Source organism: Variovorax sp. NFACC27 (genome assembly GCF_048301545.1).
Classification (GTDB): domain Bacteria; phylum Pseudomonadota; class Gammaproteobacteria; order Burkholderiales; family Burkholderiaceae_C; genus Variovorax; species Variovorax gossypii.
Map to the genome: position 1 here is coordinate 3,746,177 of NZ_CP157613.1, position 20,051 is coordinate 3,766,227.

A 20,051-nucleotide genomic window follows, 5' to 3' on the forward strand; every position below is an offset into this window, starting at 1 on the left:
GCTGATCTCACGCCGCTTACACGAGGGTTCTTTGCAGTTCAGACAGGTGACTAGCGACGGCGTCGATGAAGACCCGCGCCTTCGTCGAAAGCGTCTTCCGGTTCGTGTACACGGCGTGCAATTCGACGACATCAGACGCGTGGTCTGGCAGCAATCGTGACAATGAGCCGTCACGGATGGCCGGCGCAGCGAGGAAGTCCGGCAGCCGCCCGATGCCGCAGCCGCCGACGAGGATTGGCAACAGTGCAGCGACATCGGGGATGACGGTGCGGGGAGGCACGCTTACTTCGATGTTCTCGCCCTTTGGCGAGGTATAGCGCCAGCGCGCGGGCTGGTTAATGCGTGACAGCAGGCGATGGGCACTCAGCTGCGATGGTTCGTGGGGCGTTCCATTGGCCACCAGATACGCAGGGCTGGCGCACGTCCACAGCGCCATGTCCGTGAGGTGGCGTGCGACGAGTTCCGAGCTGGGTAGCGGGCCGATGCGCAAGGCGACATCGACCTCTTCGGCGGCGAGATCGACCGTGCGGTTATCGACCTCCAGAACTAGGTCGAGGTCTGGATACCGCTTCAGGAAGCCCACGAGCATGGGCGTGAGCAAGATGGCGGCGAGTGCAAACGGAGCATTCACCTTGAGCGTGCCGCGCAACAACCCGGCGGTGCTGTCGACTGACGCCTGAGCCTCTTCGGCAGCGCCTAGCAGGGACACTGCGTGCGGCTGCAACGCGCTACCTGAGTCAGTGAGCTTCACGCGCCGTCCCGAGCGGTCGAGCAGAGCCGCGCCCACGTCGGTCTCCAGGCGATTCAGCGCGCGGCTGATCGACGATTTGGGTAGGCCGGTTGCCCGCGCCGCCCCCGAGAGCGAGCCGCTGTCGAGCACGCGAAGAAAAATCCGCAGATCAGAGAGTTGCATGCCCCGATCGTTCCACATCTGGAACGGCACGTCCAAACGTTGCGGCTATGACAGGCATGCCACGGCTTCTTAGGATGCAGCCTTGCTCTGAAGGGAAACGGATGGACGAGCGTTCACGAGCTGCTGCATCAGCAGAAATCAAACACCCGGGAAGTGGCATGAAACGCAGAACGCTTCTCGGATCGATGGCCTCTGCTCCTCTCCCACGCATTTGCTGGGCCTCGCAGCCCAAGGAATCACCCACGGCATCGCATCTAAAGGAAAAGAAACTACCCATGAACACAGCCTCGATCTCTCCCTTTCATTTGAAAGTGCCCGAACCGCAACTCCTCGATCTGCGAGAACGCTTGGCGCGTACCCGATTTCCCGACAAGGAAACAGTCGAAGACATGACGCAGGGTGTCCGTCTCGAAACAATGCGCTCCTTGTGCGTGCATTGGCGCACCGCCTACGACTGGCGCCAGACGGAAGATCTGCTGAATCGGGTGGGTCAATACACCACAGAGATCGATGGCCTCATGGTGCACTTTCTTCATGCGCAGTCGCCCCATCTGGATGCGCTCCCTCTCGTCCTGTGCCACGGCTGGCCCGGCTCGGTACTGGAGTTCAAGAAAGTGATCGAGCCGCTGACCCATCCGCCATCGCGTGACGGAGTCCGGCCACAAGCCTTCCATGTCATTGCTCCGTCGATGCCGGGCTTCGGATTTTCGGGTAAGCCCACAGCCACCGGCTGGGGCTTGCCGCGCATCGCCGATGCCTGGATTGAGCTTGTTCAGCGTCTTGGCTACCAAGACCGCTGGGCGCTCCAGGGCGGCGACCTGGGCGCCGGGGTGTGTGACGCGATCGCCCGAAAGCGACCCAAGGGCTTGGTGGGCGTGCACCTGAACTTTGCAATGTTCATGACCACGCCGGCCGAAGCCGCCGAGGCGACACCTGCCGAAAAGGAAATGCTGGAGGACGCCGCCCAGTTCTGGGATCAACTCTCGGGCTACGCCAAAGTGCAATCGACACGACCACAGACCCTCGGCTACTCGCTGGCGGACTCGCCCGCGGGGCTGGCCGCGTGGATTTACGCGATGTTCCAGGACACGGGAGGCACGCGTGGCAGTGCGGAAGAAACATTCACCAAGGACGAGATACTCGACCACGTCATGATGTACTGGCTGAACGATTCCGGGGCTTCCGCGGCCCGGCTCTACTGGGAACTGTCAAAAGCGGGTGGTCCTGCAGGAGGGCAGCCTCCCGGCCCGATTACGGTTCCTACGGGCTTCACGATGCTGCCGAAGGAACATGTGCGCAAGTCACGTCGTTGGCTCGAGCGGCGATACAGCCAGGTGGTGTATTTCAATGAGGGCACCGCTGGCGGTCACTTCGCGGCAATGGAGCAACCGGATGTGCTCGTGGACGACATTCGAAAGACGTTCGCGCAAATACTTTGACCTATCGATCTTTCCCGAGATCATGGCAACTGTTGACCCGCTCCGGCGTTAGAGCGGACGGCCAGAAGCCCGCTTCCTGTAGCAATCCGGGGCTCGATTGGATCCTTAAGCCTTGCTTGTTGCAGAGGCGATGGATACCCCTTCGATGCGATGCCGTCTAAGTGAGTTGCTGACGAACCCAGAGGACTTCGCGTCCTCGACAAACTGTTGAAGAAGCGACGTGGCCAAAGCTCCTCGGCTCTTAGGGAGACCCATCGCCTGCTCGATGACCATGAATCGCTCGGGCAACAGGCGCAGGCCGCCTAGCCTTCGCGCGTCAGCTTCAAGCTGCTGCCGCACGCCGGCGGCCACGTCCAATCCCATAGCGATAAATGTGTCGACCACGGCGAGCGAAGTCGATTCGCGCATGATTTCGGCGCTCTGGAGTGTGCGCGTGAGATACAGATCGTAGGCGCTCCCCTTGCCAACGCCGACCCGAATCCCTGCGCGATCGACATCCGCGTGGGTCTGAATGGTCGACTGCTGCCGTACCAAGTAGCAGCCTTCGATGCGCACATAGGAATCGGTGAACGCGATGCCCTTGCCTCGCACCGGATCGATGGCGAAGAAGCCGATGTCGGCCTCTGCGCTCGTTACTGCATCGACGGCCTTACCGGCGCTATCAAGCATGATAAGTTCCAACTTGATGCCCATTTGATTGGCGAGTAAACGGGCGAGGTCAACCGACACACCGGTCGGCGCCTGGCCGCCCGTCTGGCACGCCAGAACGGGATTGCCGAGGTTGATGGTGGCACGCAGGATGCCTGTGGGCGCCAGCGCCGCCACGTCGTGCTGTGAAAAGCTCACGTCGCCCCCCAGGTTCAGCGGAACAGGCCCGCAGGCACGAAGACCTCGCCGTCCATGATTCGGCGCGCACTGCGACTCATGATTGCCTTTTTCACGGTCCAGGTTCCATCCGATTCGGAGGCGTCGGCGCCCACGGTGAGCGTCCCTGAAGGGTGGCCGAAGCGGATCTCGTCATGGCGCCCGTCGCCGAGGAGGCGAGCGACCAGCGTTCCCGGAACGGCCGCAGCAACGGCGATCGCCACGGCGCCAGTGCCCGTCATCGCATGGTGTAGCTTTCCCATTGAGAAGATGCGCGCGCAAAGGTCCATGTCCGTGGCCTGGACTTGCTTACCACTCGATGACGCGTAGGCGGCTGGCGGGGCAACAAAAGCGAGCTTGGGTGTGTGCGGCCGTTTCTCGGTCGCCTCTGCGGCTGTCGCTGCAAGGCCCATCGCGACGGTCGCATGCGCCCTGACGGCCTCGCAGCGCGCGAGCATCGCAGCGTCGACGTTCACTTCTGGCTGCAGTTCGGAGCCTGTCAGGCCGAGCGTCGCCGCATCCACGAAGATCGTCGGATTCCCAGCGTTGATGAGCGTGGCCTCCACGGCGCCGACGCCAGGAACGTGGACTGTGTCGATCTTGCGGCCCGTGGGAAACATGGCGCCGCCTTCGCCATCCTCGTCTGCCCCGGGTTCCAGGAACTCGAGCTTGATCTCGGCGGCTGGAAACGCCACGCCATCGAGTTCGAAGTCGCCGATCTCCGCAACCGCCCCTGCGTGCATAGGCACGTGCGCGACGATCTTCTTCTGGATGTTGGCCTGCCAGATCCGGACCGTCGCTATGCCGTCCTTGGGCGCGTCGACCAGGCCGCGCTCGATCGCGAAAGACCCGACGGCGGCGGTGAGGTTGCCGCAGTTGCCGCTCCAGTCGACGACCGGCGTTTCGATCGCGACAGCGCCGAACAGGTAGTCGACGTCACAGTCCTCTCGCGTGCTCGGGCCGACGATGACGACCTTGCTGGTGCTCGAGGTCGCGCCGCCCATGCCGTCGATCTGCTTGCCGTAGGGATCCGGGCTTCCCGTGACGCGAAGCACTAAGGCATCGCGTGCCGAGCCTGGCCGTCGAGCCACTTCGGGCAGATCGACCAGGTTGAAGAAGACGCCCTTGCTGGTGCCACCTCGCATGTAGGTGGCTCGGACGGAAATCTGGGATGTAGGGGTGCTCATGAGATTCCTTTGACGTGGTGCGTGAACGCAATGCAGACGGGGCTGCCGGTGGTGGTCAGCGGCGTGACCTTGAATTCGGTGAGGGCAATGCGAACGATCGTGTCCGCGTCTTCGTTGGCGACGACCAGGTCACCGCCCGGCGCGGTGGTAATGAAGCGGGGCACCTTGCCTTGCGTGTCGATCCATTCGGGCGAAGTCAGCGCACCACTGTCGCGATCGATCGCAAAGCGAGCGACGCTGCCATGGCCGCGGTTGGAGACGAAGAGGGCTCGGCCATCGGCTGAGAGCGCAATGCCGGCAGCCGTGTTTTCGCCAGTGAAGGCGTCGGGAACGCTGGACGTCCGTTGCGTGGCGCGCATCGAGCCCGTGGCCGGATCGAAGTGCAAGGCCATCACCTGGCTCGAAAGCTCCAGCACCACCCAGGCGCGAATGCCGTCAGCGGAGAAGACCATGTGTCGAGGACCGCTCCCCGGCGCCGCCGCGAAGCTCGAAGCGAGCCGAAGCGAGCCCGTTTCCTCGTCGACCGCAACTGTATGGATCGCATCGCCACCCTTGTCGGGAACGAGAAGCCAGCGTTTCGAAGGATCCAGCACGAGTTGATGGGGATGTGCGCCCCGTTGCTGGGAGCGGTGCGGTCCGGGCCGATCGGGCAGGTCGAGCCGATGGCAAACCTCGCCCAGCGAGCCATCGGCCAGTACCGGCAAGCACACCACGCTGCCGCCGGCGTAGTTGGCGACAAGCAACCACCGACCGCAGGCGCTGAACGCGAGATGCACCGGGTTCGTTCCCTCGGTCGACATGGAACTCGAGGCAACCAGTTCGCCCGTCGGTTCGACGCGAAAGCTGCTGATGGTGGCGCCATCGCCGTGAACGCCGTGCAGGGCGCCTCGCGCTTCGTCGAGCAGCAGGTAGGAGGGGTTCTCGCCGGCCGGCACCGTCTGCAGGCGATTCCACGCGCCATCCGAAGACAGCTCGAAAACCTCGATGCCCCGGCCCCGCGCGCCGCGCGCAGCGCTCGTGCGGCAACCCACGTAGGCGCGAAGGGCGCCGACGTGAGTGATGGTGCAGGGGCTTGTCTCCATGGCTTGACCGTTTGTTGGATTGAATTATATGATCACTTTCGACAAGACGCAATTTCGACGTTCAGTCCACCCCCTATCTGGAGACAAGCTCATGCCCACGATTTCCCGCCGTTCCCTGCTGCAAACCAGCGCCGCTGTCGTCCCTCTGTCCTTGGGCAGCCGATGGGCTTTTGCCCAGGACAAATTTCCGAGCAAGCCGATCACTCTGATCGTTCCGCAGCCGGCTGGCGGCGACGCCGACGTGGTGTGCCGCAGCCTCCAAACGAAGATGCAGGAGGTCCTTGGCCAGCCGGTGGTGATCGACAACCGCGGAGGTGCCGGCGGCAACATCGGCACCGCCCTGGGCGCCAAGGCGGCGGCCGACGGCTACACCGTGACCTTCGTGAACCAGGGAACGATGGCGCTCAACCCGACGCTGTACCCGAACCCGGGCTACAAGGTGGAGAACTTCGCGCCGGTCACCTGGCTGACTTCGATCGACCTGGTCATCGTGGCGCACCCGTCGGTGCCGGCCAACAACCTCAAGGAATTTCTCGAACTGGCGCGCAAGGAGCCAGGCAAGTACACCTTCGGCACGGCCGGCAACGGCAGCGCGAACCATCTGGCTGGGGAGATGCTCAAGTCGATGGCCAAGGTCGACATCACCCACGTGCCCTACAAGGGCGGCGGCCCGGCCATCATCGCCTTGCTGGGCGGTGAGATAAGCACGGTCGTTGCCTTCCCGCTGGCCGCCCTGCCGCACATCAAGGCCGGCAAGCTCAAGGCGCTGGCCGTGACGGGGAAGAAGCGCGCCAAGGCCTTGCCGGATGTGCCGACGGTGGCCGAAAGCGGCGTGAGCGGCTACGAGTTCGTGTCATGGATGGGCTTGGTGGTGCCCCAGGGGACGCCCGACGCCGCAATCCGGAAGATCCACTCCGCGGCTGCCGCGGCCCTGAAGGACAGGGACGTCGCCGAGCGGTTGTCAGCCGGCATGACCGAGCCCGTGGGGGCCGGTCCGAAGGAATTCGGCGACCTGATCGTTCGCGAGGGTGACCGCTGGTCGAAGATGATCAAGCAGTTCGGGATGAAGATCGATTGAGTGCCGCCTGTCGGGGGCGGCATGGCTCTAGACTACGGGGATGTCCTCGGTGAACGAAACGGCTGCGGCCACGGAGCTCACGTCCCTGCAACAGCGGGTGGCGCGGGAGATCGTTGCCCTGGTGAGACGCGACAACCGCCTCGCCGGCGACCATCTGCCGGAGATCCACCTGGCCCAGCACATCGGCACCTCGCGCTCGCCGATCCAGGTCGCGCTGCGCCATCTGGCGCAACTGGGCGTGCTCCAGCAGGATGCCAACCGGGGCTTCTTCCTCAATGTCGACGCCAAGGATTGGGACGGCCCGGTTGCAGGCCTGCTGTCGACCGACGATCCGCTCTACCTTCGCATCGTGGATGACCGGCAATCCGATCGCCTGACGGACGAAGTGACCGAGGCCGACCTGATGCGGCGCTACGGGGTCGCCCGGAGCACCTTGCGAAAGGTGCTGTCCCGCATCTCCGAGGAGGGCTGGATCGAACAGAGCATGGGCCATGGCTGGCGCTTCCTCTCGATGATCGACTCGCCCGATGCCTACGAGGAAAGCTACCTGTTCCGGCAGTCGATCGAGCCTGGCGCCATCCTCAGCCCCTCGTTCATGAGCGTGCCGGCGGAGCTGAAGCAACTGCGCCGCGAGCAGCAGCGCATCGTCGACGGTGGCTTCCAGACCATGACCCCCATCGAACTGTTCGAGGCGAACAGCCATTTCCACGAAACGATCGCGCAGTGGAGCCACAACCGCTTCGTGCTGCAGTCGGTGCGCCGCATCAATCAGCTTCGGCGGCTGGTGGAATATCGGCAAGCCTCCAAACGCGGTCCGCGCCACACGCATGCGGGCGAGCACCTTGCCATCCTCGACGCCATTGAGAAGCAGGACTTCATGCAGGCCGCCAACCTGATGCGCGCGCATCTCAACGACGCCCGTCGCAACAAGCTGCGCGACCCGAGCGTCTTTTCGCAAGCGGCCTGATCCTGTCGCCGGTCATCGGCGGAGACTGATTTCCGATCCACGGATGCGGGTCGGCGCATGCGCGTCACGAATACCTCGCCACAAAACGCCCGTGCCTAGGGTTTACCCGCGTCTTTGATTGACTAAAGTGATTAGAAAATACAAACAACGATAGGCAAGCAGAAGTTCGACGGCTCGCATTCCCGTCCTACCCACGAAGGAGACATCCCATGCGTTCCCCACTTCGATCCCTGATCCGCGCTGTGGCGCTGACCGGCGCCTTGGCCGCCATCCTGCCAGCTCATGCGCTGGAGACCGTGCGCTTCATGGCGCCGGGTTCGCCGGGCGGCGGCTATGACCAGACCGCGCGCACGCTGGGCAAGGCCATGCAGGAGGCCGGCGTCGCCAAAGGGGCCATGTACGACAACAAGAACGGGGCGGGCGGCACGCTGGGCCTGGCCCAGTTCGTCAACAGCTCCAAGGGCGAGGTCAACGCGCTGTGCGTGATGGGCGCGATCATGGTGACGGGTGTGGTGCAGAACAAGCCGCAGATCTCGCTCACGAACGTGACACCCATTGCGCGCCTCTTCACCGAGTACAACGTGATCGCGGTTCGCAAGGACTCCCCGTACAAGTCCATCGACGAACTGATGACGGACTTCAAGAAGAATCCAGTGAGCGTGAAATGGGGCGGCGGTTCGAAGGGATCGGTCGACCACATCGGCACCGCCGAACTGGCGGCGACCGCAGGCGTTCCGGTCGCGAAGGTTAACTACGTTCCCTTCGGCGGCGGCGGCGAAGTTGTGTCCGCCACGCTGGGCGGCCACATCTCCGCGATCACCGGCGGCTATGCGGAACTGGCCAAGTACATCGAAGGCGGCCAGTTCCGGGTGCTGGCGGTCGGGTCTCCCACTCGGCTGCCCGGTGTCGATGCGCCGACCTTGAAGGAGGCCGGCTACAACATCGAGATCGGCAACTGGCGCGGCGTCTACGGCGCCGCCAACCTCACGCCCGCGCAGCGCAAGGAACTGACCGACGCGGTGCTCGCGGCGACGAAGACCAAGGGCTGGCAGGAGGCGCTCAAGGCCAACGCCTGGTCCCCCAGCGTCATCACCGGCGATGAGTTTTCCAAGTTCGTCGATGACGAGCACACCCGGCTTCGAACCGTCATGACGACGGTCGGCTTGATCTAGGCGATCACGCGCCCTCAGCTTCCCACGAAAGAAACCGATGAAATCCGAATCCCAGATCAAGCAGCTCGCGCTCGCCAACCGAACGGTGCGCTACGTCTCCATTGCCGACGTGCCGGGCGTGGATCAGCTTCCCTTCTCGCTGCGCATCTTGCTGGAAAACCTGTTGCGGCAAGCCAGCCGTGGCGTCGATACGCAGGCCGAAGTGGAAGCCCTGCTGGCGCGGCGCGTCGGCAGCGGCCTGACCTTCTATCCGGTGCGGGTCTATGGCCAGGACATTCTCGGCCAGGTAATGCTGGTCGACATGGCCGGCATTCGCGATGCGGTGGCCGAGGCGGGCGGCGACGCCTCCCTGGTGAGCCCCAAGGTGCCGGTCGACGTGATCATCGACCACTCGCTCCAGGTCGACAGCTGGGCGACGCCGAATGCGCGCCGCATCAACCTCGAGCGCGAGTACGAGCGCAATGGCGAGCGCTTTGCTTTCCTGCGCTGGTGCAGCAGCAGCTTCGAAGGCGTGCGCATCGTGCCGCCGGGGAAGGGGATCATGCATCAGATCCACCTCGAGTACATCGGCAAGGTGGTGTGGACCGAGAAGACCGCGGAGGGCGAGCTCGCGATCCCCGACACCTGCGTCGGGACCGACAGCCACACGCCGATGATCAACGGCCTTGGCGTGCTTGGCTGGGGCGTTGGTGGCATCGAAGCCGAAGCCGTGATGGTGGGCAAGCCGGTTGCGCTGGCACTGCCCGAGGTCGTGGGCATCGAGGTCAAGGGTGCGTTGCGCGAGGGCGTGTTGCCGACCGACCTGGTGCTGGCGATTACCCAACGCATGCGCGACATGGGCGTGGTGGGCAAGTTCGTCGAGTTCTTCGGCAACGGCCTGGAGGCGCTGTCGCTCGGTGACCGCGGAATGATCGCGAACATGGCGCCGGAATACGGCGCGACCGCTGTCTACTTCCCGATCGACGACCGCACCATGGACTACCTGCGCATGACGGGGCGCGAAGACGACCAGCTCGAGCTTGTCGAAGCCTTCGCGAAGGCGCAGAAGCTGTGGCGCAGCGCTCAGACGCCGGCGCCTCGCTTCGATACCGTGGTCACGCTCGACCTTGACGAGATCCGGCCTTGCCTGGCAGGGCCCCGCAACCCTGAAGACCGGCTCGACCTCGAGACGGTTCCCACGGCCTTCCTGCAGCACCACCAGGAGATCGCGGGCCGTCCCCTGGACCCGCATCGCGCCGTTGCGGTGAAGGGCGAGGACTTCGCGTTGCGCGATGGTGCCGTGCTCATCGCGGCCATCACGAGCTGCACCAACACGGCCAACCCCGTCAACATGATGGCGGCGGGCCTTGTTGCGAAAAAGGCGGTGGCGCTGGGCCTCAAGACGCAACCTTGGGTCAAGACTTCGCTGGTACCCGGTAGCCATGTGACGGCGTCGGTGCTCGAGAAGGCCGGCCTTCAAAGTGCGTTGGACAGCCTGGGTTTCCATGTGGCCGGTTTCGGCTGCACCACCTGCAATGGCGGTTCGGGCCCGTTGCCCGAAGCGCTTGTCGAGGCGATCGAACGCGAGAAGCTGGTCGGCACGGCCGTGCTGTCGGGCAACCGGAACTTTGAAGGGCGCATCCATCCGAACGTGCGGGCGGCCTACCTCGGATCGCCCGCGCTCGTGGTGGTCTATGCGCTCACCGGATCCCTGAGGGTCGACGTCACGACTGAGCCGATCGGCACCGGAAGCAACGGCGAGGCTGTCTATCTGCGCGACATCTGGCCCACGGCCATCGAGGTCGCCAATGCGGTCGACGGCGCCTACGCGCCCGAACTCTTCCGCGAGAAGTACGCCGACCTATTCGACGGCGGCGAGGCCTGGAACGCACTGGCCGGCGAACGCAGCGAACGCTTTCCGTGGCAGGACAAGAGCACCTATGTCCGCCGACCGCCGTATTTCGAGAACCTGCCGCGCGACGCCGCGCCGGTGCAGGACATCGTCGGTATGCGTCCGCTCGTGATCCTGGGCGACTCGGTGACCACCGACCACATCTCGCCCTCGGGTGCGATCAGCCTCGGCACGCCGGCCGCCGATTTCCTGCTGGCCAAGGGCATCGAGAAACGCGACTTCAACAACTACACGACGCGTCGCGGCAACCACGACGTCGCCGTTCGCGCGACCTTCGCCAACATCCGCCTGCGCAACCGGATCGTGCCGGGCGTGGAGGGCGGCGAGACGAAGCTGATGCCGGAGGGCAAGCAGATGCGCGTGTTCGAAGCGGCGGAGGAATACCTGCGCCGCGACGTGCCGCTTGCTGTCATCGCAGGCAAGAACTATGGCTGCGGTTCTTCGCGTGACTGGGCCGCCAAAGGCGTGGCGCTGCTGGGCGTGAAAGCCGTGATCGCAGAAAGCTTCGAGCGCATCCACCGCACGAACCTGGTCGGCATGGGCGTGTTGCCGCTGCAGTTCGACGCTGGCACCACGGCCGAGTCGCTGGCGCTCGACGGCAGTGAGACCATCGACCTGCCGGCGCTGGCCCTGAAGCTCGAGGTCTCGGGACGCATCGAAGCCAAGGTGCGTCGGTCCGATGGCACGCAAATCTCGGTGCCGCTGACGATCCGGCTCGACACCGCCGAGGACGTGGAGTACTGGCGCCACGGCGGCATCCTGCCGCTGGTCTGGCGCGACTACGTGTCGGGGGCCTCCGAAGACCATGTATCGCACGCAGCGGCCCGCATCGAGCCGGAGGTCGTAGGCGGACCGCAGCACGAACTGCCCGATGCCATGCCGGGCAGCGAAGTGCCGAGCGCGAGCCAGGGCGCCACCCTGGGCTGACCTGGCCTGACGCATGGAGGCTGCGGTCTCCTTGCGCCTCCTTCACCTTCCGTCGAGTGAAACCCGCGTCGCGTCAAGCGATGCGCGGGTGACTGTTGCCGCTCGATCCACCAGCCGCGCAGCGAAGCGCATCCGATTCCGCCACCGGCCGCACACCCCTAGAGACACAACATGCTGACCTTCCTTGCCTTCTCCATGATCATCGTCTTCATGGCGCTGGTCATGACCGGCCGTGCGACCGCGCTGATCGCCCTGATCGTGGTTCCGATCGTATTCGCGCTGATCGGCGGCTTCGGCGGCAGCATCGGCCCGATGGTCATCAGTGGGCTGCGCTCGATCGCGCCGACCGGCGTGCTGCTTTTGTTCGCGATCCTGTACTTCGGCTTGATGATCGACGTCGGGCTGTTCGATCCGCTTATCCGTCTGATCGTCCGGCTTTCGAAGGGCGATCCGGTGCGAATCGTCGTCGGGTCGGCCCTGCTCGCGATGATCGTCTCGCTCGATGGCGATGGTTCGACCACCTACCTGCTGTGCGTCACGGCCATGCTGCCGCTGCACCGCCGCCTGGGCATCAATCCGTTGATCCTTCCCTGCGTCACGATGATGGGCAACAGCATCATGAACATCGCGCCTTGGGGCGGCCCTACCGCGCGGGTCATGAGCGCCCTGCACCTGGAGGCGAACCAGGTCTTTATCCCGCTCATCCCTTCGATGGCGATGGCCTGCCTGGCCACCGCTGGCGTGGCCTGGTATCTGGGGCTCAAGGAGCGCGCCAGGCTCAAGAAGATCGAATGGAAGCCGGAGCACCTCGAGGCTTCTCCGATCGGTGGTGACGTCGATCTCGATGCATCCGACGCGCCGCGCAGCAGCAAGGCGATGATGGTCTTCAATCTGCTGCTGACGATCGCGTTGATGACCTGCCTGGTGCTGGCCGTGCTGCCGTTGCCCTTGCTGTTCATGGGGGCCTTCGCGATCGCGATCTCGGTGAACTTCCCGTCGATCAAGGATCAGAAGGAGCGTATCGCGGCGCACTCGGCCAGTGCGCTTTCGGTGGTCTCAGTCATCTTCGCCGCGGGCGTTTTCACAGGCATCCTGTCGGGTACGAAGATGACCGATGCGATCGCCCAAAGCGTGGTGTCGGCGATCCCGGGTTCGGCGGGGCATTTCCTGCCGCTGATCACGGCGTTGCTCAGTGCGCCGATGACCTTCTTCCTGTCCAACGACGCGTTCTACTTCGGCGTCGTGCCCATCCTGGCCGAAGCCGCGAAGGGCTACGGCATCGCGCCCGAGATCATTGCGCGCGCGTCGCTGCTCGGCCAGCCCATCCATCAACTGAGCCCATTGGTCGCGGCCAACTACGTGCTGATGGGCGTCGCGGGCGTCGAGTTCGGCGATCACCAGAAATTCACACTTAAGTGGGCCGCGCTCCTGGTCGCCGTGATGATTCTTTCGGCCGGCCTGTTCGGCATCGTTCCCTTGTTCTGAGCGACCCGAGGGGGACCCATAGACATGCCCGCACACCAGCTCTCGATGGGCATCCTGATGGCGCCCGACACGGCGAACTTCGCTGGGAACGTGCACGGCGGCACCATCCTCAAGCTGCTCGACCAGGTGGCCTACGCCTGTGCCGCGCGTTACTCAGGCAGCTACGTGGTGACCCCTTCGGTCGACCAGGTTGTGTTCAGGCACCATGTCGGTGAGTTGGTGAGCTTCCTGGCGGCAGTCAATCACACCGGGACCTCGTCGATGGAGGTCGGCGTCAAGGCAGTGGCGGAGAACATTCGGACGCAGGAGGCGCGCCACGTGAACAGCTGCTTCTTCACGATGGCGGCGGTCGACGCGAACCGCAAGCCGAATCCGGTGACGCCCTTGCGCCCGTTCACGCCGGATGAGCGGCGCCGCCATGCCGCTGCGCTCGTTCGCAAGGAGCTTCGTAGGGAGATGGAGTAGCGGTCGAGGTAGCTGAGCTGGTCTGAGCTGCATCGCCAGCGCGCTGGCGATGCAGCTCTGCGACTTCGCCGGCGGCATTCGCCCGCAGTTGCTGTGCGGAAGGGCCTTGTTGCAGTCCTGGCGCCAGAGGGTGATGGCCGATCGGGCCTGTTGCAGCGTCTCGAACCATTGGTCGTTCAGGCACTCGTCCCTGAACTTGCCCGTTGAAGCTCTCGATGTAGCCGTTCAGCATGGGTCGTCCTGGCTCGATCAGGATGTGACGGATGCCATGCGTGCTGGCCCAGCCAGTGAAGGCGCGACTGATGAACTCTGAACCGTTGTTGGTGCGCACGGCCAGCGGGTGGCCTCTGAAGACAGCAGCTTGGTCGAGCAGTCGCGTGTTCGATCTTGCGCACCACCGCGACACTTTAGCTTTGGCGCAATCGACCGCTGACCATTGCTGGGCCAGTGATTCTGCTGGTAGAGCTTGCCGGTGAGCTTGATGAAACGCGTGGCCAATTGGTCCGGCGATCGGGCTGTCTTGGGGATCGCCTCTCGGCCTTGATCCGAGGTTGACGTGCGTGAACCCGGCATCTGAGGTGCATGTGACCGCTGGCTTTGGCGATGACGTTGTAGACCTCGTAGTCGTCAGTCACGAACGCCGCAACATGCCGGAACGCCGGCGTAAAGTTTCTCGGCATGTGCAGCACCGCGTCCTGCTGCATAGGCAAACAGCCGCACTGGTGGACCTGTGCCGGTCACCTGTGCCCACATACTGCTCTTTGTCTCCGCCTTGCATTCTGACTTCTTGAGCACCTGGACGGTGGTCTCGTCACCATAGACTAGATCGAAGTCCAGCAGACAGTCTCGCAGCAAGTTGATCACCGGCTGAAGGGCCAGGCCGATACGTACGACACCTGCGGCCAGGGTATTGCTCACGATGTTGTCGACGATGGCCTGCGGCTCGGCAAGGCTCATATCTGACATGATGACGGGGCGGTGCCCGAAAATCGGTGCTAGCGGCCTCGGAATAGATCGCTACCTCGAGAAACGCTTGCGAAGAACTCGGGCTTGCATGTTTCCAGTCGAGCATGTTGAAAATTCGGCAGTCAATCTTACGGTGTGAATTCAGGAGTCAGGGCGACCGCTCGATGTTGACGACGCCTTCAAATCGAGACGCCGCGTCGACGACCGATATTCCATGTGACAGATGAACCACGTACGACAGCGGAAATCTGTTCACCCCGCCGCTGCTCGATTACCGAGCGCCAGGGAACCAGGCTAAATCCCATACCATCGTCCAGCATGGCGAAGCGGCCGCTGGCAAGTTGGAGAGATTGCCGGTAGACGCCGCTGGCCTGTTGACCGTCCTGCAGCGGATGGTAGATCTGGCCGGTCTGGTCTTGCAAGGTCTTGCCCGCGGTGACCAGCTCACGGTCGCGCAGGGTTACCAGCAGGTTGCGTGCGAGGACCAGGCGCTGGCCTTGGCGTTCCGCCAGTCCGTGCTCCGCGAGGAAGCCCACGCGGGCCTGCATCGCATCGCGGACCTGCGCGCCGAAGCCCTGATTCGCCACGCCGCCATCGGTGATCAGATTGCGGTCTAGCCAGGTCGCCCCGACGGCGCGCACCTGCTGTTCGATGGGCAGGTGCGACCGCAGTTCGATTACCCGGCCCGCGGTCTTTCGCGCATCATGCTGTTGCGCCCTCTGAATCACATCGGGCGGAATCGTCCAAACACCATCGGCGATGCGCTCCACCACACCGGCGCGGCGAAGCGCTTCGAGCCGGCGCACATGGGTGTCGACGGTGGTCTGCGGATCACGATCTCCGGCCAGCTTGAGGTGGGCCAGATGACTGGCCGTGCTGTAGATGCCTTCCTTCGACGTCGCCATGATGTTGCCGTCCACCGCTTTCTCCTGTCCCGGTTGTCTTGCCTCCACAATCGCATGCATCGGAAGCTCGGAAAGGTCGGCTCCGGGCGGCAGCTTCAGGTAGTGCGCCCGGCCATCAATGCCATCGACCACCAGATAGCCGCGGTCGTTCAGTTCGTCGGCCAACCCCTTGCCTGCGATGCGGCCAATCACTGGCGCGGCGTTGGCGCCGTCGGCGTCATGCACTACCAGTTGGCGATGCTGGCCCTTGAGCGCCCGGCGCATCGTGTTCAGCGCGTCCTCGCGCTCTCCCAAGGTGTTAAGCGTGGCTACCATGCCAGGTTGCAGCATCCACCGGTTCGCATCCATCCGCTCGGCCAGCCCCATTCCTTCGAGCTTTTGAAGGCGTGCGCACAGGACATTCTGGCGCTGCCGATCTGTCGGGTTGCCTGTCAGGTCGATTCCATCCGGTCCGACCTGCCGAATCAGCGCCCGATCAAGGCTGGTGAGCCGCTGCTGGTCCACCTCGCGCAGCAGGCTCTGCCGCATCTCTACCTCGGTGCGAGGCCCCAGCCACTCGGTGGCGATCTCGTTGGCGCGCATGCGCATGCCGTGGGCCATGTAGTCCGGGGCGATGACCAGATCCTCCTTGCTGGCAGTGCGGCCGTTCAGCACGATGTGGCTGTGCGGGTTGTCCGTATCCCAGTGATCAACGGCCACCCAGTCCAGTCGGGTCTCCAGATCGATCTCCATACGTCGCATGAGCTGGCGGGTGAAGCCCCGGAGGTCCTCAAGCTCCAGCCCATCCTCGGGCGAGACGATGAAGCGGAACTGGTGCCGGTCGCCCTGGCCGCGTTCCTGGAAGGCCTTGAGGTCCGTCACATCGGTGTCCTGCCCATAGGCCTGGCCCTTCTGTCCAGCGCGTGTGACGCCGTCGCGCTCGATGTAGCGCAGGTGGACGCCCACCGAGTTTGAGCTGGCGCGACGGAGCACCACGAAGCGGCTCTTGATGATGACGCGCCGGGCGTTGGCGCCAAGGCGCCGGCCGGCCATGGTGGCTGCGACACGGCCCCGGCCGAAGGTGTTGGCGGGCCGCCCGGCGTTCTTGCCGGAGCGATTGGCCCCGGCCTTCGACACCTCCTTGAACACCTGCGAGATGAAGCGCTGGGAGCCTGGCCCGGCGCGCGACTTCGGCGCCGCGGGCTTGACGCGAAAGCGGTCATCGTCACGGCCGGCCATGGCGGAGCCCCAGGCGCACCACGGCGCGCGCTATCGCAAACGGCACGCGGCAAGCGCCGCAGGCATGCGAGTTCCCGTGTCGGTAAGGCACCCGCGAAACTCCTCGCGGTGCCGCCGCAAACCCACGTGCAGACTGGCTTGGAGAGGCGCGGCGTGCCACCCCCTTTATCTGGCCCTCCGTCTCCGCCGTCCGCATCCGCTCCCGGCTCCGACCTGCCGCCAGCCGCGCACCGGGTGCGCAGCGCTGCTCGATAGGCAGCGGCGATGCAGCGTGCGCTGCACGCTGGCGGCGGGCTCCCTGCACGATGGAGTGCAGCGCGGGCGCATGCCCGGCTGCAGTCCCGCGGCATGTTGGGTGATGCGACAAGGCAAGCTTCATGGGGCGTTCCAGGTCCACAGGGGTCGCGCGATGCCGAGCACGGCAGAGGTGGCGATGGGGCCGAAGTAGCGACTGTCGAACGAGGCTGGGTTCGTGTCGCTGAGCAGGAACAGTTCGCCGCTGGCGAGGGGGCGGCAATGCTGCCAGGCCTGCAATGGCCGGCGCGCGCCGTCATGTGTGCGTGCGGTCGCCGCCACTGCACCATCAATCAGCACGACCTGTTCTCGAACGCACACAGACTGCGGCGCAATGGCACCGATACGCTTGAGGATCGGCACGCCGCTCGGCAGGTAGCGGCGTTGTCCTGCGAAGGCTGCCACGTCGACAGGAAGCCGGGCCAGCACGATGCTGCCGACGTGCAGCGCAGCTGCGCTGTCGATGCTGCCGACCTGGTACCAGCCGCACGGCACGCTGTCCGTCGGGTTGTAGACCAGGAACACGCGTTCCTGCACCGACATCGGCATGAAGGCCGGCGCGCACAGCGCAGCCAGGCCGATGCCCATGCCGGCAAAAAGTACCCGCCGGCTCACCGCAGTGCCTCGCGCGCAAGATGCGCCGCATGCCGCTCGCTGATGTAGTCCGGCAGCGGCTGGCGTGCAGCCAGCCGGTTGCCGACGGTGTGCCAGTACGTGGCGGCAACCGTGGCCGGATCGATGCCCAGCGCTTCGATGGCGTCGACCTTTTCGAGCACCGCCTTGACCTGCTCCGCGCCATCGGCGCGCAGCAGGATGCGCGCGCCAGGTACCACGCCAGCGATGCGCTGTGCGCCATCAAATGGCATCGGTGCCTGCAGCACCAAGAGCTGCCAGAGCGCCGTGCCGTAGTCGTTGCCGATCCATTTGACGCGACAGCACACCGCGTTGGGCTCGAAGGTTGCCACGCGCCGCCAGCGGTCGAGCACCGTCTCGCGCACCGGCTGGCCGAAGCGCAGCCAGACGTTAACGCGATGCTCGACGAAGGCGAGCGAGACGCGCATAGGGGCAGGCCTTGGCGGCAGCGCTGCGCGGGGCCAAGTCTGCGCGGCAATGGGCGATGGCTGCGTCATGACGGGCCTCCACCGTATTCGCGCTCCAGCAGCTCGCGCAGCATCTCGGCCGCCGTGACGCCACGTTCGAAGGCAATCACCTTGATGCGGCCCCGCAGCGCCGGCGTCACGTCGATGGTGAGGCGTGCGGTGTAGATCGACGCCTTCGCGAGGCTCTCCGGTGCGTCCGCCTGGCGCACCCACGTCGATGCCGGGTCGGCGGCAGGTTTGCGGCCGATGGATGCCCGCTTCGGTACGGCAGAAGGAGCGGATGCCGTCATTGCAGCATCTCCCGCACTGCCTGCGCCAGTGCCGCGATCTCGCGCGCGGCGGCGCACTTTGGCGCGGCCTCGCATGCGAGCCGGCCGGCGGCCACGCTGTCGGCGAACACGATGCGCTGCGAGACTTCGGTCTGCAGCGCGGCAAAGGGCTGATCTGCCAGGGCGGCGCGCGCTTCGCGGCCGATCACCGTGCCGACCACACGCCGGTTGATCACGAAGGCCGCGCGAAGCTGCGGCCTGAACACCCGGGCTTCGGCAATGAGCGTCACCATCTCGTGGCTGGCCCACACGTCGTAGGCGCTGGGTTGGACGGGGATCAGCACCAGGTCGGCGGCCAGCAGCGCGGAGCGCGCAAGTGCCGCCACGCGGGGCGGCCCGTCGATCACCACGTAATCTGCCTCCAGCGCGATCTGCGGCGCTTCCTGGTGCAACGAGTCCCTGGCCAGCCCGAACACCCCATAGAGCCGTCCCTGGCCGTTCTGAAGCCGGCGTTGCGCCCAGTCCAGGGCCGAGCCCTGCGGATCGGCATCCAGCAGCGTCACGCGGCTCCCTGCCATCGCCAGTTCGCCGGCCAGGTGCGTGGCCAGCGTGGTCTTGCCCGCGCCGCCTTTCTGGTTGAGCAATGCGATCACCTTGCCGGGCCGGTCTTGCCTTCCTGGCAAGCGGTTTTCGGGTGTTCGGACTGCCTCCTGCGAGGCGCTGCCCACATTTTGGGCAGCGTCGGTTCGCGCGCGCGTGAATTCCATTTATGTATCCCTTTAGATGTTTAGGGAGGGCCGAAACCGTTGCTGGGCGCGGGTTGCGGGCTGTTTTGCGCCGGTGATCCACCGATGGTTGCGCCGGTGATCACCCGAGTCCCGCGCCGGTGATCCACCGAGCCCGTCCCCATGAAATCCACAGGTTCTTCAACAGAAGCTGTGGATAAGTCTCGGTCGACACGAGAAGTGGATAAGTCGGTCTGCGGGGAGTTGTCGGTGCAAGGGTGAAAGGCCAACCACTCGATTCCGCCCCTGCGTTCCACGGACAGGCGGTAGCCCGGCAGCGCCTGGCGCAGTGCAAGGCCGCGCACATGCGCGGCGAAGTCGCGCGAGCGCTGGAGTGCGCCGGACTTTAAGTACAGGTGCCGCATCTCGAAGCGCCAACCATTGGGCTGCCGCCCGCCGTGCTTGCGCACGAGCCGGTACAGCCAGCGTTCAATGCCGCCTGAAAGCCGGAAATACGTGGGATCAAGCGTGAGCACGAGCGCTTCGTCCATCACGCCGGTGAAGAACCAGTCGGCCAAGATCAACTCGATGCCATCGGAGCGCCCATCCGGCCGGATGTACTCCTTCCACTCGTTGATCCACGAGAAGCGGTGCACCCGCTTGCCGCCGTTTGGGCGCTCGCGCTGGCGCAGCGTGGTGGCGACGGTGGTGGACTGCAGGCGGTCCAGCGCGGCGCGCAGCGCGAGGTAGTCGCTGCGACCGGTGCTCCGCTGCGCAAAGCGCAGGATCTCGTAGGGCGTGGCCACCATCAGCCGGGAAGGCGGGATGCCTTCCTTCTTGGCCTGGATGATCTGGCTGGCAGCCCAGATCAGCACGTCGGCGTCCCAGATGGTGGCGATTCCGTGCTCGGGCACGCCCTCTACGGTGAGCGAGATGCCGCCGGCCTCGAAGCGGATCGGCACGATGCGCGGCGACTTGGCCAGCGAAAAGAAGGGGTAGGCCATCAGGTCCTGCGCATCACGCAGCGCCATGCCGTCGTGCGGCAGCGCGCGGAACAGCGAAAGCTGTTCGCGTTCGTTCATGCGCTTGGACATGCGGCGTTGC

Annotated in this window: 17 protein-coding genes and 2 pseudogenes; 7 read left to right on the forward strand and 12 right to left on the reverse strand. The window is 64.9% G+C overall.

The features are described from left to right. Positions 1-16 precede the first annotated feature (16 nt). Positions 17-913, reverse strand: a complete 897-nt coding sequence (locus ABL840_RS17595; RefSeq protein ID WP_176947498.1) for a LysR family transcriptional regulator — start codon at positions 911-913, stop codon at positions 17-19. A gap of 275 nt (positions 914-1,188) precedes the next feature. Here ABL840_RS17595 and ABL840_RS17600 point away from each other — a divergent pair, with 275 nt between their 5' ends. Then, positions 1,189-2,352 carry an epoxide hydrolase family protein gene (locus ABL840_RS17600; RefSeq protein WP_093302996.1) on the forward strand — a complete coding sequence of 388 codons (1,164 nt, stop codon included), beginning with the start codon at positions 1,189-1,191 and terminating at the stop codon, positions 2,350-2,352. 105 nt (positions 2,353-2,457) lie between these two features. On the opposite strand, the gene ABL840_RS17605 is transcribed toward ABL840_RS17600, so the two are convergent. The 3 genes from ABL840_RS17605 to ABL840_RS17615 are packed head-to-tail and all read right to left on the reverse strand — an operon-like array spanning position 2,458 to position 5,485. Beyond that, complete coding sequence (locus ABL840_RS17605; protein ID WP_093302999.1) at positions 2,458-3,198, reverse strand: transporter substrate-binding domain-containing protein; 741 nt, start codon at positions 3,196-3,198, stop codon at positions 2,458-2,460. Between the two features lie 14 nt (positions 3,199-3,212). Then, entirely contained in the window at positions 3,213-4,403 is a 1,191-nt protein-coding gene (prpF, locus tag ABL840_RS17610; protein ID WP_093303001.1) for a 2-methylaconitate cis-trans isomerase PrpF, read from the reverse strand. After that, positions 4,400-5,485 (reverse strand): lactonase family protein, encoded by a 1,086-nt coding sequence (locus ABL840_RS17615; RefSeq protein ID WP_093303003.1) that lies wholly within the window; start codon positions 5,483-5,485, stop codon positions 4,400-4,402. Before ABL840_RS17615 ends, prpF begins: the two co-directional genes overlap by 4 nt. Positions 5,486-5,576: 91 nt before the next feature. Between ABL840_RS17615 and ABL840_RS17620 the strand changes: the two genes are divergently transcribed. The 6 genes from ABL840_RS17620 to ABL840_RS17645 all read left to right on the forward strand — a co-directional run bounded on the left by ABL840_RS17620 (position 5,577) and on the right by ABL840_RS17645 (position 13,470). Beyond that, positions 5,577-6,563, forward strand: a complete 987-nt coding sequence (locus ABL840_RS17620) for a Bug family tripartite tricarboxylate transporter substrate binding protein (RefSeq protein WP_176947499.1) — start codon at positions 5,577-5,579, stop codon at positions 6,561-6,563. A 49-nt stretch (positions 6,564-6,612) separates the two neighbouring features. Further along, the gene (locus ABL840_RS17625; RefSeq protein WP_418116317.1) at positions 6,613-7,530 is read left to right on the forward strand and encodes a GntR family transcriptional regulator; all 918 of its coding nucleotides are present in this window, start codon (positions 6,613-6,615) and stop codon (positions 7,528-7,530) included. Between the two features lie 209 nt (positions 7,531-7,739). Continuing rightward, positions 7,740-8,702, forward strand: a complete 963-nt coding sequence (locus ABL840_RS17630; RefSeq protein WP_093303011.1) for a Bug family tripartite tricarboxylate transporter substrate binding protein — start codon at positions 7,740-7,742, stop codon at positions 8,700-8,702. Between the two features lie 37 nt (positions 8,703-8,739). Beyond that, positions 8,740-11,520, forward strand: coding sequence for an aconitate hydratase AcnA (acnA, locus tag ABL840_RS17635; RefSeq protein ID WP_093303014.1), 2,781 nt, complete (start codon positions 8,740-8,742; stop codon positions 11,518-11,520). Between the two features lie 171 nt (positions 11,521-11,691). Next, positions 11,692-13,005 carry a CitMHS family transporter gene (locus tag ABL840_RS17640; RefSeq protein ID WP_093303016.1) on the forward strand — a complete coding sequence of 438 codons (1,314 nt, stop codon included), beginning with the start codon at positions 11,692-11,694 and terminating at the stop codon, positions 13,003-13,005. Positions 13,006-13,023: 18 nt separating this feature from the next. After that, on the forward strand, positions 13,024-13,470 hold the full coding sequence (locus ABL840_RS17645) for an acyl-CoA thioesterase (RefSeq protein WP_093303018.1): 447 nt from the start codon (positions 13,024-13,026) through the stop codon (positions 13,468-13,470). 54 nt (positions 13,471-13,524) lie between these two features. Here the strand turns inward: ABL840_RS17645 and ABL840_RS17650 are convergent. The 8 genes and pseudogenes from ABL840_RS17650 to ABL840_RS17685 all read right to left on the reverse strand — a co-directional run. Then, positions 13,525-13,846: pseudogene (locus tag ABL840_RS17650) on the reverse strand (integrase core domain-containing protein); the annotation flags it as partial. A gap of 251 nt (positions 13,847-14,097) precedes the next feature. Continuing rightward, positions 14,098-14,436: an IS66 family transposase gene (locus ABL840_RS17655; RefSeq protein WP_093303024.1), complete on the reverse strand. Its 339-nt coding sequence runs from the start codon at positions 14,434-14,436 to the stop codon at positions 14,098-14,100. Positions 14,437-14,615: 179 nt separating this feature from the next. Then, a complete protein-coding gene (locus ABL840_RS17660) occupies positions 14,616-16,559 on the reverse strand; it encodes a DUF3363 domain-containing protein (protein WP_093303026.1) in 1,944 nt (647 codons plus the stop codon). Positions 16,560-16,934: 375 nt separating this feature from the next. Further along, positions 16,935-17,441: a S26 family signal peptidase gene (locus ABL840_RS17665; protein ID WP_093303028.1), complete on the reverse strand. Its 507-nt coding sequence runs from the start codon at positions 17,439-17,441 to the stop codon at positions 16,935-16,937. Between the two features lie 23 nt (positions 17,442-17,464). After that, positions 17,465-17,983, reverse strand: coding sequence for a DUF2840 domain-containing protein (locus ABL840_RS17670; RefSeq protein WP_093303031.1), 519 nt, complete (start codon positions 17,981-17,983; stop codon positions 17,465-17,467). Next, positions 17,980-18,243, reverse strand: a complete 264-nt coding sequence (locus ABL840_RS17675; protein WP_093303033.1) for a chromosome partitioning protein ParB — start codon at positions 18,241-18,243, stop codon at positions 17,980-17,982. The genes ABL840_RS17670 and ABL840_RS17675 overlap by 4 nt, the downstream gene beginning before the upstream one ends. After that, positions 18,240-18,989, reverse strand: a complete 750-nt coding sequence (gene parA, locus ABL840_RS17680) for a ParA family partition ATPase (protein ID WP_093303036.1) — start codon at positions 18,987-18,989, stop codon at positions 18,240-18,242. Before parA ends, ABL840_RS17675 begins: the two co-directional genes overlap by 4 nt. Positions 18,990-19,222: 233 nt before the next feature. Further along, positions 19,223-20,041: pseudogene (locus tag ABL840_RS17685) on the reverse strand (replication initiator protein A); the annotation flags it as partial. Between the last annotated feature and the right edge of the window lie 10 nt (positions 20,042-20,051).

Excerpts from the sequence above, each read along its gene's own strand:
- ABL840_RS17595 (WP_176947498.1), bottom strand. The coding sequence starts at position 913 with ATGCAACTCTCTGATCTGCGGATTTTTCTTCGCGTGCTCGACAGCGGC.
- ABL840_RS17600 (WP_093302996.1), top strand. The coding sequence starts at position 1,189 with ATGAACACAGCCTCGATCTCTCCCTTTCATTTGAAAGTGCCCGAACCG.
- prpF (WP_093303001.1), bottom strand. The coding sequence starts at position 4,403 with ATGAGCACCCCTACATCCCAGATTTCCGTCCGAGCCACCTACATGCGA.
- ABL840_RS17615 (WP_093303003.1), bottom strand. The coding sequence starts at position 5,485 with ATGGAGACAAGCCCCTGCACCATCACTCACGTCGGCGCCCTTCGCGCC.
- ABL840_RS17620 (WP_176947499.1), top strand. The coding sequence starts at position 5,577 with ATGCCCACGATTTCCCGCCGTTCCCTGCTGCAAACCAGCGCCGCTGTC.
- ABL840_RS17630 (WP_093303011.1), top strand. The coding sequence starts at position 7,740 with ATGCGTTCCCCACTTCGATCCCTGATCCGCGCTGTGGCGCTGACCGGC.
- acnA (WP_093303014.1), top strand. The coding sequence starts at position 8,740 with ATGAAATCCGAATCCCAGATCAAGCAGCTCGCGCTCGCCAACCGAACG.
- ABL840_RS17640 (WP_093303016.1), top strand. The coding sequence starts at position 11,692 with ATGCTGACCTTCCTTGCCTTCTCCATGATCATCGTCTTCATGGCGCTG.
- ABL840_RS17655 (WP_093303024.1), bottom strand. The coding sequence starts at position 14,436 with ATGTCAGATATGAGCCTTGCCGAGCCGCAGGCCATCGTCGACAACATC.
- ABL840_RS17660 (WP_093303026.1), bottom strand. The coding sequence starts at position 16,559 with ATGGCCGGCCGTGACGATGACCGCTTTCGCGTCAAGCCCGCGGCGCCG.
- ABL840_RS17665 (WP_093303028.1), bottom strand. The coding sequence starts at position 17,441 with ATGGGCATCGGCCTGGCTGCGCTGTGCGCGCCGGCCTTCATGCCGATG.
- ABL840_RS17670 (WP_093303031.1), bottom strand. The coding sequence starts at position 17,983 with ATGACGCAGCCATCGCCCATTGCCGCGCAGACTTGGCCCCGCGCAGCG.
- ABL840_RS17675 (WP_093303033.1), bottom strand. The coding sequence starts at position 18,243 with ATGACGGCATCCGCTCCTTCTGCCGTACCGAAGCGGGCATCCATCGGC.
- parA (WP_093303036.1), bottom strand. The coding sequence starts at position 18,989 with ATGGAATTCACGCGCGCGCGAACCGACGCTGCCCAAAATGTGGGCAGC.